Here is a 14,256-nt window from a genome sequence, read left to right on the forward strand (position 1 = left end):
CCGGTGGGGCCACGGCGGCGGGCCGGGCCGGGGCCGCGGGCACCGGGCGGGACGGCGCGCCGCCGGCCGCGGGGGGAGTGGCCGTGGTGGCCGGTTTAGCGATGATCGTGGGCGGACGAACGGCCGGCTTGCCGGCTTCCACCGGGCGCGGCCGAGCTGGAGCCGGGGTACCGGGGGGCCTGGGGCGCGCCGCAGGTGGTTCTGGACGGGCAGGGGCGGGGGCGGCGGCAGGGCCTGCCGTGGGCCTCGGAGCCGGGGGCCGGTTCGCGGGCGCTGCCGGGGCGGCTGGGGCCGTTGGGGCCGGCGGAGCGCTGGCCCGGGGAGCGGCCATGGGGGCCGGCGCGGCCTTCTTCACCGCCAGGATCGCCTTGGCCGGAGGGGTGGGCGCCGCAGGCTCGGGCCGCGACGGGGCCTGGCCGCCGACATTGACGCCGATCAGCGAACGGATGCGGGTGGCCTCGTCATCACTGATCGAGCTGCTGTGACTCTTGGCCGCAATGGAGAGCTTCTCGGCGGCATCGAGCACGTCCTTGTTGTCCAGGCCCAGGTCCTTCGACAGCTCGTAGATTCTCACTTTGCCGCTGCTGGTCATTCAGAAAGGTCTCCGTACGGTGGGGCCGAAAGGGCCCCGGGGCCGCACGCACGTGGCGACCATGGTTCATCTTGCCTCAGAGGTTGCGGGGCCGATCGCTCGAGACGTGCCTCGAGGCTGGCGATGATGGCATCGCTGACGGCGCAGCGGAGGCCGCGCTGGAGGCGGCGGCGGCGGCGGGCTTCCTCCAGGCAGCTCGGTTCGGGGCAGAGATAGGCCGAGCGACCCATGCCCCGATCCAGACTCACGCTCCCGTCGGCCTGACGCACCACCCGCCAGAGCTGGCTGCGGTCGCAGAGGCGGCGACAGGAGACGCAGCGGCGCAGCACCGGGCGCCTCGCGGGCGCCGTCACCGGACGTCCTCGCCAGGAAGTTCGTCGTCGGGGACGGCCGCGGTCGTGGCTTCGGCCGGCTCCTCGCCCGGCCCTTCGGCAGGGGCGCCGTCCTCAGCCTCCTCCAGCTCGTAGGACTCCTCGTCCTCGGGCAGGGGGTACAGCTCGCGCAGGCGGGCATCCTCCTCGGCCCTGGTGGCCTGTTCGGCCTCCAGGCGGGCCTCGGCCTCGGCCTGCAGGGCCTCCTCCTCCTGGCGCTGGGCGATCAGGGCCGCCACCGTCTGGTCCTCGCTGACCTGGTCGTACTCCTGGGCATTCTTGATGTCGATCTTCCAACCGGTGAGCCGGGCCGCCAGGCGGACGTTCTGCCCCTCACGGCCGATGGCCAGGCTCAGCTGATCGTGGGGCACGAGCACGTGGGCGTGGTGCCCTTCGGGGTCCACCAGTCGGACCATCTCCACCCGCGCCGGACTGAGGGAGTTGGCCAGGTACTGGGCCGGATCCGGTGACCAGCGGATCACGTCGATCTTCTCGCCCCGCAGCTCATTCACCACCTGCTGGATGCGGGAGCCGCGGGCGCCGATGCAGGCCCCCACTGGATCCACTTCCCGCTCCACACTGTCGACCGCGACCTTGGTGCGGGGGCCGACGGCACGGGAGGGGGGGTTGGCTTCCCTGGCCACGGCGACGATCCGCACCGAGCCCTCCTGGATCTCAGGCACTTCGTTCTCGAACAGGTAGACCACCAGGCCCGCATTGGCCCGGGAGACGAACAGCTGGGGACCACGACGGGGCACCTCGCTGACCTCCTTGAGGAACACCTTGAAGGTGGCGTTGGCGCGGTAGTTGTCGTTGGGGAGCTGGTCGCGGCGGGGCAGTTCCGCTTCCACCTCCGGCCGGCCCAGGCCGCTGCTCACGGCCATGATCACGCTTTGACGCTCGAAACGAATGACCCGGGCGGTGAGCACGGGATCTTCCAGGTCGGCGAATTCCTCCTGGATCATGCGGCGCTGCTGGTCGCGCAGTTTCTGGGCCAGCACCTGCTTGGTGGTGGCGGCGGCCATGCGGCCGAAATCATCTTTCTCCGGGGTCACGTCCAGCACCACCGTGTCGCCGATCTGGGCGTCTTCCGCCACCTGGCGCACCTCTTCAATGGCGATCTGGTGGTCGTCGCTCTCCACCTCCTCGACGATGATCTTGCTGGCCAGCACCCGATAGCCCTCTTCCTCGAGATCGAGCGCCACGTCGAAGTTGCTGAAGTAGTCCTCCTCGAAGGGGTCTTCGCTGATGCCCAGGTAGAGGGTGCGGCGGTAACGCTCGTAGCCCTTCAGCAGGGCCTCCCGCAGGGCGGCCTCCACCACCTGGGGAGCCAGCTTCTTCTCGTCGCTGATGTCCTCGATCAGGTTGTTGAGACCGGGGAGCAGAACCAGGGCCATGGACTCGGGGGCAGGTGGGAAGGAAGGGGAGGAAGGGCGAACCGGAGCGGCTCAGGAATCGGGGGGCGCTTCGGTGAGCCGCACCCGCAGCACCTCGTCGCGGGGAATGCGCAGGATGCGGCCACGCTCATTGAGCTGCACCACCTGGTCATCCCGGCCCAGCAGCAGGCCCGTGCGGCGCACCTCCGCACCGCCGGCCTCCTGGCGGATCAGCTCCACCGGGAAGCCGCGGAAGCTGACGAAGTCCCGGTCGGTGAGGAGCTCCTCCCCGATGCCGGGGCTGCTCACCTCCAGGACATAGGCCATGGTCAGCAGTTCCGACGCCTCAAGGGCCTCGGCGAGGGGACCGCTCACGGCGGCGCATTCGTCGAGGTTCACGTCGCTGCCGTCGGCCCGCTGCACCCGCACCACGACCGTGAGGGGGAGGCGATGGGCGAGCACCTCGACCGACTGCACCGTGAGGTGGGCGGCCTCGACCACCGTCCGGGCCAGTGTCTCCAGGTCGTCGGTGAGGGGATGGGGCAAGGACAGGCGGCGTGGGGAGGGACTCCCGCGGGCGGGATGGTCCGCCGTGCGCTGCAGTGTTCACTGCCCCCAACCAGCGGCGAAGCCCCTGTCAGGGGAAACGTCGTCCGGGAAAAGGGTGATGCCCGGCGGGCACTCGCTCACCCTAAGGGATTGGCCCCCGGGGGGCTGGGCAGCTCCAGGACAGGAGCCTCGGCGTAATAGTCGTTGGCGCTGACCTCGCCCCGTTGGCTGAGGTCCTGGTTGAGGCACTGGCCGCACTGCTCAGGGGTGCGCAGGAACTGGCACACCCGGGCCCAGAGCTTGGCGCGGCTGCCGGGAGCCCCCTGGCTGAAGTGGACCAGGTCGTTGCCTCCGGCCATTCCCTGGATCTCCACCTTGCAGAGGGTGCAGCGCTGCCGGGTGCCGGGAGGGATTGTGGCCATGGCCTCGGGGAGGACTGGGGGCAAAGTTAAGCCGATTCAGGTCAAGCGGTCCTGCCGGGGGCCAGCCAGGGCGGTCTCCGATGCGAATTCTTCAACTGAGCGACCCCCATCTGCTGGCCGAGCCGGCCGGCCGCTGCCATGGCCGGCCGGCGCTGGACCTGCTGCGCCATGGGGTGCAGGAGGCCCTCGGCCAGCTTCGGGCGGCCAGGGAGGCCCCCGATCTGCTGCTGATCAGCGGCGACCTCTGCGATGACGAGAGCTGGGGCGGTTACGTCCGCCTGGGGGAACTGCTGCAGACGCTGCCGTTGCCGGTGGCGTTGCTGGCGGGCAACCACGACCAACCCGCCCTGCTGCGTGCCGCTCTCGGGCGCCGCGCCGTGATCGCCCCGGCCCTGGTGCGCTGCGGCCAGGGCTGGCTGCTGCTGCTCGACAGCCACCGCAGCGGCGACACCGCCGGCGAACTGGGTCCGCTGCAGCTGGACTGGCTGCAGCGCCAGCTCGTCGTCGAGGGGTTGGCCGGGGGCCAATCCCTGCTGGTGGCCGTGCACCATCCCCCGGTTCCGATCGGCGACACCGTCATGGATGCCATCCGGCTGCGGGACGGCGAGGCCCTGCTTGATGGGCTGCGGCCGTTCTCTGGCCTGCGGGGGCTGGTCTTCGGCCACGTTCACCAGCACTGGCAGGGACAACTGCCCGGCCGGCCGGAGGTGCCCATGCTGGGCTGCCCCTCCACCCTGCGCAGCTTCCCCCCCGTGCAGCGCTGCCCCCTGGAACGTCCGGACGACCCAGGCGGGCGCTGGCTTCAGATCGGCGAGGACAGCGTCCTGCGGCAGCAGTTGCTGCGCTGGGCGCCGCTCGACGGACCTAGCCTCGCCGGATGCAACGCTCCCACCCCCTGTCTTCCCTGAGCCGGCGGCTGCGGGGCCTGATGCTGCTGGCCCTGCTGCTGGCGTTCGCCGCCCTTCCCCCGCCCGCCGCGGCCCTTGAGGCGGATCCACCGGCCCTGACCCCCCACAGCTTCGTGGCCGACGCCGCCCGGCGGGTGGGCCCGGCGGTGGTGCGGATCGACACCGAGCGCAACGTCGCCAGGCCCCCCTTCGATCCCACCCTGCTGGATCCCCTGCTGCGGGACCTGTTCGGCGACCCCTCCAGCAGCACGCGGGAACGGGGCCAGGGCTCGGGGGTGGTGATCGATGGACCGCGCGGCCTGGTGCTCACCAATGCCCATGTGGTGGAGAGGGTGGACGCGGTGACCGTGACCCTGGCCGATGGCCGTCAGCTGGACGGGTCGGTGGTCGGCACCGACCCGGTCACCGATCTGGCGGTGGTACACATCACCGGAAAGTCCCCCCTGAGCGCCGCGCCCCTGGGGGATTCCGAAGCCCTCGAGGTGGGCGACTGGGCCATCGCCCTGGGCAGTCCCTATGGCCTGGAGCGCACCGTCACCCTGGGGATCGTCAGCAGCCTGCACCGGGACATCAACAGCCTTGGCTTTGCCGACAAACGCCTCGACCTGATCCAGACGGACGCGGCGATCAACCCCGGCAACTCCGGCGGCCCGCTGATCAACGCCGCCGGTGAGGTGATCGGCATCAACACCCTGGTGCGTTCCGGGCCAGGGGCCGGGCTCGGCTTCGCCATCCCCATCAACCTGGCCAAACGGGTGGCCGACCAGCTCGGTGAGGGGGGCACGGTGGTGCATCCCTACCTGGGCCTCCAGCTGGTGCCGCTCACGGCCCGGATGGCCCGGGACAACAACAAGGATCCCGATGCCCTGCTGCAGCTGCCCGAGCGGGATGGGGCCCTGGTGCAGCGGGTGCTGCCGGAAAGTCCGGCTGAGGCGGCCGGGCTGCACCGCGGCGATCTGGTGGTGGCAATTGCCGACCAGCCGGTGAACACCCCCTCGGCGCTGTTGCAGCAGGTGGAACAGGCCCAGGTGGGCCAACCCCTGCCGCTGCGGGTGGTCCGGGGCCAGCGGGAGCTGCAGCTCTCGATCCGGCCGGCGGCCCTGCCCCAGGCGGGCTAGGGAAAGCTCCCTTGCTACGGTCTGGCCCGATTTCCGCCAGACCCCCGATGTCCGATCTCCAGGACCGCATGAAGGAGGCCGTGGCCACGGCGGCGGTGGATCAGATCCGCGACGGCATGGTGGTGGGGCTGGGTTCCGGTTCCACCGCCGCGCTGATGATCCGGGCCCTGGGTCAGAAGCTGCGCCAGGGCGAACTGAAGGACATCGTCGGCGTCACCACCTCGTTCCAGGGGGAGGTGCTGGCGGCCGAACTGGGCATCCCGCTGATGGCCCTCAACGCCGTCACCAGCATCGATCTGGCCATCGACGGCGCCGATGAGGTGGATCCGTCCTTCCAGCTGATCAAGGGGGGCGGCGCCTGCCACGTGCAGGAGAAGCTGGTGGCCCGCCGGGCCGATCGCTTCGTGATCGTGGTGGATGCCACCAAGCTGGTGGAGCGCCTCAACCTCGGCTTCCTGCTGCCGGTGGAAGTGCTGCCCGGGGCCTGGCGCCAGGTGCGCGATGAACTCACGGCCATGGGGAGCTCGGTTGAGCTGCGCATGGCCGTGCGCAAGGCCGGTCCGGTGGTCACCGACCAGGGCAACCTGGTGCTTGATGTGGCCTTTGAAGGGGGCATCGGCGACCCTGCCGCCCTGGAGGCGACGATCAACAACATCCCCGGCGTGCTCGAGAACGGCCTGTTCGTGAACCTCGTCGATCAGGTGCTGGTGGGTGAGATCGAAGCCGGCGAGCCCCGGGTGCGGGATCTGCCCCGGCATTGACCAGCCAGGCAATGGACCAGCCCTGGCGTCAGTCGGGCGAGAGCCGCTGGCGCACTGACTCGGCGTGGCTGTGCAGCCCCTCGCTCTCGGCCAGGGTGATGACGGCGGCGCCGGTGGCCTCCAGGGCCGCTCGGTTGAACTGGATCAGGCTGGTGTGCCGCAGGAAGGTCTCGACGCTCAGGGCGCCGGCGAAGCGGGCGGTGCCGGAGGTGGGCAGGGTGTGGTTGGGTCCGGCCAGGTAGTCGCCCACCGCCTCGGGGGACCAGGGGCCGAGGAAGATGGCGCCGGCCTGGCGGATCCGATCGGCCAGGTCTTCGGGATCCGCCACCAGCAGTTCGAGGTGCTCCGGGGCGAAGCGGTCGCTGAGGGCCGTCGCTTCGGCCAGATCGCCGCAGACCACGATCAGTCCCCAGTCGTTAAGCGCCTGGAGGGTGATCGCGGCCCGTGGATGCCCCTGCAGCTGGGCGTTGATGGCGGCCGGCAGGGCGGCGGCCAGCTCCTCGCTGGTGGTGATCAGGATGGCGGCCGCCAGGGGATCGTGCTCGGCCTGGGCCATCAGATCGGCGGCCACCTGGGCGGGCTTGGCGGTGTGGTCGGCGATCACCAGCACCTCGCTGGGGCCGGCCAGGGAATCGATCCCGACCCTGCCGTAGACCGCCTTCTTGGCCAGGGTCACGTACAGGTTGCCGGGGCCGCTGATCACATCAACGGCGGGGATCGTTTCGGTGCCGTAGGCCAGGGCTGCGATCGCCTGGGCGCCCCCCACCCGGTACACCTCCTCCACCCCGGCCCGGTGGGCGGCTGCCAGCACGGTGACGTTCGGCTCGCCTCCGGGGCCTGGCGGGGTCACCATCACCAGCCGTTCCACGCCGGCCACCCGGGCGGGAATCGCATTCATCAGCACCGTGCTGGGGTAGGAGGCGCGGCCGCCGGGGACGTAGATCCCCGCCCGCTGCACCGGGCGCCAGCGGCGCCCCAGCCGTTCGCCATGGGGGCCGTCCACGGCCAGATCCGAAGGGATCTGGCGGCGGTGGAAATCCAGGATGCGGTCGTGGGCCAGGTCGAGGGCCCGGCGCAGGGGCTCTGGGCAGGCCGCCCAGGCCTGGGCCAGGCACTCGGGCGGTACCCGCAGGGGATCGGGCCGCAGGCCATCGAAGCGCTCGCTGAACTCCAGCAGGGCCGCATCGCCGCGCTGGCGCACTTCGGCCAGGATCGCCGCAACTGTGGCCTCTGCTTGCTGCATCTGATCGCCTTCGGTGCGGGCGGCGATCGCTTCGAGCCGTTCACCGGCCAGCCGCCCATCCCGCAGGCAGGCGATCCGCAGCGGCGGCAGCGCGGCCAAGGCGCCACCGGCGGGGCTGCTGCTGGTCGGGATGGAAGCAACCACGGGTCGGTGCCGAAGGCGGAGGGCTGCCTCAAAATTAGGGCCAAGGACCCGCCAGGCCCCAGGAGGTAGGATCCGCGTTTGCCGAGTCAGCGCCCCTACGCCTGTGGCCAATAACAAGTCTTCGAAGAAACGCATCGAGATCGCTGAACGCAATCGCCTGCGCAACCGCACCTACAAGTCCGCCCTGCGCACCCTGATGAAGCGCTGCCTGACGGCCTGCAGCGCCTACGGCCAGCAGCCCGGAGAGGAGGCCAAGGCCGCCGTCCAGGCCAGCATGAGCGCCGCCTTCAGCAAGATCGACAAGGCCGTCAAGGTGGGAGTGGTGCACCGCAACACCGGTGCCAACCAGAAATCACGTCTCAGCGTGGCGGTGAAGCAGGTGCTCGAGCCGACGGCCGCCGGCAGCGCCGGCGCCTGAGCGCCACCCCATGGCCGTCAGCTCCGAGGCCGCCCCTTCCCTGGTGGACAGCCATTGCCACATCGTGTTCCGCAACTTTGAAGCGGACCTTGAGGAGGTGGCCCAGCGATGGCGGCAGGCGGGGGTCAAGGCCCTCGTCCATGCCTGTGTGGAACCCGCCGAAATTCCGGCGATCCGGTCCCTGGCCGACCGCTTTCCTGAGCTGCGTTACGCCGTAGGGGTCCATCCCCTCGATACCCAGCATTGGCACAGCGACACCGCTGCGGTGCTGGAAACAGCTGCCCGTGCCGACGACAGGGTGGTGGCGATCGGTGAACTGGGCCTGGATCTGTTCCGGGCCACCAATCTCGATGAACAACTGGCGGCCCTGGGACCCCAGCTGGATCTGGCGGTGGCCCTGGATCTGCCGGTGATCATCCACTGTCGGGACGCGGCCGAGCCGATGCTCGCCGAGCTGCGCCAACGGCAGCGCCGTGGCGCCTGCCCCCGGGGCGTGATGCATTGCTGGGGGGGCACCCCTGAGGAGATGGCAGGGTTCCTGGAGCTTGGCCTTTACATCAGCTTCAGCGGCACGGTCACCTTCGCCAAGGCCGAGCCCATCCACGCCTGTGCCCGGCTGGTGCCAGCCGATCGCTACCTCGTCGAAACCGACTGCCCCTTCCTGGCGCCCGTGCCCCGCCGCGGCAAGCGCAACGAGCCTGCCTATGTCGCGGAGGTGGCGGCCAGGGTGGCCGACCTGCGGGGCGAGACGCTCGAGCAAGTGGCGCAGGCGACCACGGCCAATGCCACCCGTTTATTCAGGCTGCCCGACCAGGTTGTATGATGTCTTATTGGCCTGGAAGCGGAAGCGCTCTTTTTGTCCACGACGGCATCCATTGAGTCGGCAACTGAGTCGGCACATTCTCAGCGAGCCCTGTAAGCGCCTCTGCTGGAGCATTCGTCCCATTTCCATGGGCGGACGCCACAGCTAGGCGCCTGTTGGCATGGCCCGTCACCGGGCACCCCTCCAGGCAGGTCTCACCGTGATCGCCCTTCCCCGTCCAGGCCCGCCCTACCACCACCGTTCCTGCAGGTTCACCGCATGAGCAGCGCGATCCAGGTCGCCAAGACCGTCACTTACCTTCCCGATCTCGTGGAGGTACAGCGGGCGAGCTTCAAATGGTTCCTGGAGAAGGGCCTGATCGAAGAGCTGGACAGCTTCTCTCCGATCACCGACTACACCGGCAAGCTGGAGCTGCATTTCATTGGCGATCAGTATCGCCTGAAACGCCCCCGCCACGACGTGGAAGAGGCCAAGCGTCGCGATGCGACCTTCGCTTCCCAGATGTATGTCACCTGCCGTCTGGTCAACAAGGAAACCGGCGAGATCAAGGAGCAGGAGGTCTTCATCGGGGAACTTCCCCTGATGACCGAGCGCGGCACCTTCATCATCAACGGCGCCGAGCGGGTGATCGTCAACCAGATCGTGCGCAGCCCGGGCGTCTACTTCAAGGACGAGCAGGACAAGAACGGCCGCAAGACCTTCAACGCCAGCCTGATCCCCAACCGCGGCGCCTGGTTGAAGTTCGAGACCGACAAGAACGACCTGCTGCACGTCCGCGTCGACAAGACCCGCAAGATCAACGCCCACGTGCTGATGCGGGCCATCGGCCTGTCGGACAACGACGTGCTCGACAAGCTGCGGCACCCGGAGTATTACCAGAAGTCGATCGAAGCGTCCAACGAAGAGGGCATCAGCTCCGAGGACCAGGCCCTGCTGGAGCTCTACAAGAAGTTGCGTCCGGGTGAACCGCCCTCGGTGAGTGGCGGCCAGCAACTGCTGCACAGCCGCTTCTTCGATCCCAAGCGCTATGACCTGGGCCGGGTGGGTCGCTACAAGATCAACAAGAAGCTGCGTCTCACCATCCCCGATGCGGTGCGCACCCTCACCGCCGAGGACGTTCTCTCCACGATCGACTACCTGATCAACCTTGAGCTCGATGTGGGCGGAGCCAGCCTCGATGACATCGACCACCTCGGCAATCGCCGTGTGCGTTCGGTCGGCGAGCTGCTGCAGAACCAGGTGCGTGTCGGCCTGAACCGTCTCGAGCGGATCATCAAGGAACGGATGACCGTCGGCGAGACCGAATCGCTCACGCCAGCCCAGCTGGTGAACCCCAAGCCCCTGGTGGCGGCGGTGAAGGAGTTCTTCGGCTCCAGCCAGTTGAGCCAGTTCATGGACCAGACCAACCCCCTGGCCGAGCTGACCCACAAGCGCCGCATCAGCGCCCTCGGCCCAGGCGGTCTGACCCGGGAGCGGGCCGGCTTCGCCGTGCGCGACATCCACCCCTCCCACTACGGCCGCATCTGCCCGATCGAAACCCCGGAAGGCCCCAACGCCGGCCTGATCGGTTCGCTCGCCACCCATGCCCGGGTGAACGAGTACGGCTTCATCGAAACCCCCTTCTGGCGGGTGGAAGACGGCATCGTCCTCAAGCAGGGCGACCCCCTCTATCTCTCCGCCGACCTGGAGGACGAGTGCCGGGTGGCCCCCGGTGACGTACCCACCGACGCCACCGGCCGCATCACCGTCGATCTGGTGCCGGTCCGCTACCGCCAGGACTTTGAGAAAGTGCCCCCCGAGCAGGTGGACTACGTCCAGCTGTCGCCGGTGCAGGTGATCTCGGTGGCCACCTCCTTGATCCCCTTCCTGGAGCACGACGACGCCAACCGGGCCCTGATGGGCTCGAACATGCAGCGCCAGGCCGTCCCCCTGCTGCGGCCCGAGCGGCCCCTGGTGGGCACCGGCCTGGAAACCCAGGTGGCGCGGGATTCCGGCATGGTGCCCATCACCAAGGTGAACGGCACCGTCTCCTTCGTGGATGCCACCGCCATCGTGATTCGCGATGAGCAGGGCCGGGATCACACCCACTTCCTGCAGAAGTACCAGCGCTCCAACCAGGACACCTGCCTCAACCAGCGGCCGATCGTTCGCCAGGGCGATCCGGTGATCGCCGGCCAGGTGCTGGCCAACGGCTCGGCCTGCGAAGGCGGCGAGATCGCCCTTGGCCAGAACGTGCTGATCGCCTACATGCCCTGGGAGGGCTACAACTACGAGGACGCCATCCTGGTGAGCGACCGGCTGGTTCAGGACGACCTCTACACCTCGGTGCACATCGAGAAGTACGAGATCGAAGCCCGCCAGACCAAGCTCGGACCCGAGGAGATCACGCGGGAAATCCCGAATGTGGCCGAGGAAAGCCTGGGCCACCTCGATGAGATGGGCATCATCCGCATCGGTGCCTACGTCGAATCCGGCGACATCCTGGTGGGCAAGGTGACCCCCAAGGGTGAATCCGACCAGCCGCCTGAGGAGAAGCTGCTGCGCGCCATCTTCGGTGAGAAGGCCCGTGACGTGCGCGACAACTCCCTGCGGGTGCCCAGCACCGAACGGGGCCGGGTGGTCGACGTGCGCATCTACACCCGCGAGCAGGGCGACGAACTGCCGCCGGGGGCGAACATGGTCGTGCGGGTCTACGTGGCCCAGCGCCGCAAGATCCAGGTGGGCGACAAGATGGCCGGCCGCCACGGCAACAAGGGCATCATCAGCCGCATCCTTCCCCGGGAGGACATGCCCTACCTGCCCGATGGCACCCCCATCGACATCGTGCTCAACCCCCTGGGGGTGCCGAGCCGCATGAACGTGGGTCAGGTGTTCGAATGCCTGATGGGCTGGGCCTCGTCCCACCTCGACTGCCGCGTCAAGGTGGTGCCGTTCGATGAGATGTACGGCCCCGAGAAATCGAAGCAGACGGTGCAGGCCTACCTCGAGGAGGCCGCCAAGCTGCCCGGCAAGGAGTGGGTCTACGACCCCACCAACCCCGGCAAGATCCAACTCATTGATGGGCGAAGCGGCGAACCCTTCGACCAGCCGGTGACCGTGGGCTACGCCCACATCCTCAAGCTGGTGCACCTGGTGGACGACAAGATCCACGCCCGCTCCACCGGTCCCTACTCCCTGGTGACCCAGCAGCCCCTGGGCGGCAAGGCCCAGCAGGGCGGCCAGCGACTCGGGGAAATGGAGGTGTGGGCCCTGGAGGCCTACGGCGCCGCCTACACCCTGCAGGAACTGCTCACCGTCAAGTCCGACGACATGCAGGGCCGCAACGAGGCCCTCAACGCCATCGTCAAGGGCAAGCCCATCCCCCGGCCGGGCACGCCCGAGTCCTTCAAGGTGCTGATGCGGGAGCTGCAGTCCCTGGGCCTCGACATCGCCGTCTACACCGACGCCGGTGAGGAAGTCGACCTAATGCAGGACGTCAATCCCCGCCGCAGCACCCCCAGCCGTCCCACCTACGAGTCCCTCGGTGTCGCGGATTACGACGATGACTGATCGCTTGATTCACCGGCTCTGATTTCTCCGCTTCTCTCGATCACCCTGCGTTTCCGCCATGTCCAACAGCAACCTTCGCACCGAAAACCACTTCGATTACGTGAAGATCACGCTCGCTTCCCCCGAGCGGATCATGCAGTGGGGGCAGCGCACGCTGCCCAACGGTCAGGTGGTGGGTGAGGTCACCAAGCCGGAAACGATCAACTACCGCACCCTCAAGCCCGAGATGGACGGGCTCTTCTGCGAGAAGATCTTCGGCCCCTCCAAGGACTGGGAATGCCACTGCGGCAAGTACAAGCGGGTGCGGCACCGCGGCATCGTCTGCGAGCGCTGCGGCGTGGAAGTGACCGAGAGCCGGGTGCGGCGCCACCGCATGGGCTTCATCAAGCTGGCGGCGCCTGTGTCGCATGTCTGGTACCTCAAGGGCATCCCCAGCTATGTGGCGATCCTGCTCGACATGCCCCTGCGGGATGTGGAGCAGATCGTCTACTTCAACTGCTACGTGGTGCTCGACAAGGGGGACCACAAGGATCTCACCTACAAGCAGTTGCTCACCGAAGACGAGTGGCTGGAGATCGAGGACCAGATCTTCGCCGAGGATTCCGAGATCGAGAACGAGCCGATCGTGGGCATCGGCGCCGAAGCCCTCAAGCAGCTCCTCGAGGACATCGACCTCGAAAAAGAAGCTGAGCAGCTGCGGGAGGACATCAACAACTCCAAGGGCCAGAAGCGGGCCAAGCTGATCAAGCGTCTGCGGGTGATCGACAACTTCATCGCCACCAACGCCCGTCCCGACTGGATGGTGCTGGATGTGATCCCGGTGATCCCTCCCGATCTGCGCCCCATGGTGCAGCTCGACGGCGGTCGCTTCGCCACCAGCGATCTCAACGACCTCTACCGGCGGGTGATCAACCGCAACAACCGTCTGGCGCGTCTCCAGGAGATCCTCGCTCCCGAGATCATCGTCCGCAACGAAAAGCGGATGCTGCAGGAGGCCGTCGATGCCCTGATCGACAACGGCCGCCGCGGCCGCACCGTGGTGGGGGCCAACAACCGGGCCCTCAAGTCGCTCAGCGACATCATCGAGGGCAAGCAGGGCCGCTTCCGCCAGAACCTCCTCGGCAAACGGGTCGACTACTCCGGCCGTTCCGTGATCGTGGTGGGCCCCAAGCTCAAGATGCACCAGTGCGGCCTGCCCAAGGAGATGGCGATCGAGCTGTTCCAGCCGTTCGTGATCCATCGCCTCATCCGCCAGAACATCGTCAACAACATCAAGGCGGCCAAGAAGCTGATTCAGCGGGCCGACGACGAGGTGATGCAGGTGCTGCAGGAAGTGATCGAAGGGCATCCGATCCTGCTCAACCGGGCCCCGACCCTGCACCGTCTGGGTATCCAGGCCTTCGAACCCAAACTGGTGGATGGCCGGGCGATCCAGCTCCATCCCCTGGTCTGCCCCGCCTTCAACGCCGACTTCGACGGTGACCAGATGGCCGTGCACGTGCCCCTGGCGATCGAGGCCCAGACCGAGGCCCGCATGCTGATGCTGGCCAGCAACAACGTGCTCTCTCCCGCCACCGGCGAGCCGATCATCACCCCGTCCCAGGACATGGTGCTGGGCGCCTACTACCTCACCGCCGTCGATCGGGAGAAGGTGCAGCCCGCCTTCGGCGACCGCTCGCGCACCTTCGCCGATCTCGAGGACGTGATTGCCGCCTTTGAGGAGAAGCACCTCACCCTGCACGACTGGGTCTGGGTGCGCTTCAACGGTGAGGTCGAAAGCGACGACGAGGACAACGAGCCCGTCCAGCAGGGCACCCTCACGGACGGCACCCGCTTCGAGCAGTGGAAGTTCCGCCGCGACCGCTTCGATGAGGACGGCGCCCTGATCAGCCGTTATCTGCTGACCACCGTGGGTCGGGTTGTGATCAACCACACCATCATCGACGCCGTGGCCGCCACCTGAGTTCCACCGGCCGGGCCGA

Annotated in this window: 13 protein-coding genes; 7 read left to right on the plus strand and 6 right to left on the minus strand. The window is 68.2% G+C overall.

The genetic code is table 11. The features are described from left to right. From KUG43_RS03090 to nblD, 5 genes are all read right to left on the minus strand, one after another. On the minus strand, positions 1–592 hold a 592-nt coding region (locus KUG43_RS03090), incomplete at its 3' end, for a translation initiation factor IF-2 N-terminal domain-containing protein (protein WP_216905949.1). Beyond that, complete coding sequence (locus KUG43_RS03095; protein WP_216905951.1) at positions 589–945, minus strand: YlxR family protein; 357 nt, start codon at positions 943–945, stop codon at positions 589–591. The genes KUG43_RS03090 and KUG43_RS03095, both read right to left, overlap by 4 nt. After that, complete coding sequence (gene nusA, locus KUG43_RS03100; RefSeq protein WP_216905953.1) at positions 942–2,360, minus strand: transcription termination factor NusA; 1,419 nt, start codon at positions 2,358–2,360, stop codon at positions 942–944. The genes KUG43_RS03095 and nusA overlap by 4 nt, the downstream gene beginning before the upstream one ends. Before the next feature lie 51 nt (positions 2,361–2,411). Then, entirely contained in the window at positions 2,412–2,885 is a 474-nt protein-coding gene (locus tag KUG43_RS03105; protein WP_216905955.1) for an LSm family protein, read from the minus strand. A 140-nt stretch (positions 2,886–3,025) separates the two neighbouring features. Then, positions 3,026–3,310 (minus strand): NblD family protein, encoded by a 285-nt coding sequence (gene nblD, locus KUG43_RS03110; RefSeq protein WP_216905957.1) that lies wholly within the window; start codon positions 3,308–3,310, stop codon positions 3,026–3,028. A gap of 80 nt (positions 3,311–3,390) precedes the next feature. On the opposite strand from nblD, the gene KUG43_RS03115 reads away from it, so the two are divergent. From KUG43_RS03115 to rpiA, 3 genes are read left to right on the plus strand one after another with little or no spacing between them, the layout of a single operon-like run. Next, the gene (locus KUG43_RS03115) at positions 3,391–4,218 is read left to right on the plus strand and encodes a metallophosphoesterase (protein WP_216905959.1); all 828 of its coding nucleotides are present in this window, start codon (positions 3,391–3,393) and stop codon (positions 4,216–4,218) included. Then, positions 4,188–5,336, plus strand: a complete 1,149-nt coding sequence (locus KUG43_RS03120; RefSeq protein WP_216905961.1) for a trypsin-like peptidase domain-containing protein — start codon at positions 4,188–4,190, stop codon at positions 5,334–5,336. The genes KUG43_RS03115 and KUG43_RS03120 overlap by 31 nt, the downstream gene beginning before the upstream one ends. Before the next feature lie 47 nt (positions 5,337–5,383). Beyond that, complete coding sequence (rpiA, locus tag KUG43_RS03125) at positions 5,384–6,097, plus strand: ribose-5-phosphate isomerase RpiA (protein WP_216905963.1); 714 nt, start codon at positions 5,384–5,386, stop codon at positions 6,095–6,097. A gap of 28 nt (positions 6,098–6,125) precedes the next feature. Here rpiA and hisD read toward each other — a convergent pair whose 3' ends face one another. Next, a complete protein-coding gene (gene hisD / locus KUG43_RS03130; RefSeq protein WP_502988572.1) occupies positions 6,126–7,484 on the minus strand; it encodes a histidinol dehydrogenase in 1,359 nt (452 codons plus the stop codon). A 103-nt stretch (positions 7,485–7,587) separates the two neighbouring features. Here hisD and rpsT point away from each other — a divergent pair, with 103 nt between their 5' ends. The 4 genes from rpsT to KUG43_RS03150 all read left to right on the plus strand — a co-directional run bounded on the left by rpsT (position 7,588) and on the right by KUG43_RS03150 (position 14,237). Continuing rightward, on the plus strand, positions 7,588–7,902 hold the full coding sequence (gene rpsT / locus KUG43_RS03135; RefSeq protein ID WP_216905964.1) for a 30S ribosomal protein S20: 315 nt from the start codon (positions 7,588–7,590) through the stop codon (positions 7,900–7,902). Between the two features lie 10 nt (positions 7,903–7,912). Next, positions 7,913–8,725 (plus strand): TatD family hydrolase, encoded by an 813-nt coding sequence (locus tag KUG43_RS03140; protein WP_216905966.1) that lies wholly within the window; start codon positions 7,913–7,915, stop codon positions 8,723–8,725. Between the two features lie 258 nt (positions 8,726–8,983). Then, entirely contained in the window at positions 8,984–12,274 is a 3,291-nt protein-coding gene (gene rpoB, locus KUG43_RS03145) for a DNA-directed RNA polymerase subunit beta (RefSeq protein ID WP_216905968.1), read from the plus strand. A gap of 58 nt (positions 12,275–12,332) precedes the next feature. Continuing rightward, positions 12,333–14,237: a DNA-directed RNA polymerase subunit gamma gene (locus tag KUG43_RS03150; protein ID WP_216905970.1), complete on the plus strand. Its 1,905-nt coding sequence runs from the start codon at positions 12,333–12,335 to the stop codon at positions 14,235–14,237. Positions 14,238–14,256 lie beyond the last annotated feature (19 nt).

The sequence above is a fragment of the Synechococcus sp. CCY 0621 genome, assembly GCF_019038465.1.
Taxonomy (GTDB): Bacteria; Cyanobacteriota; Cyanobacteriia; order PCC-6307; family Cyanobiaceae; genus Cyanobium.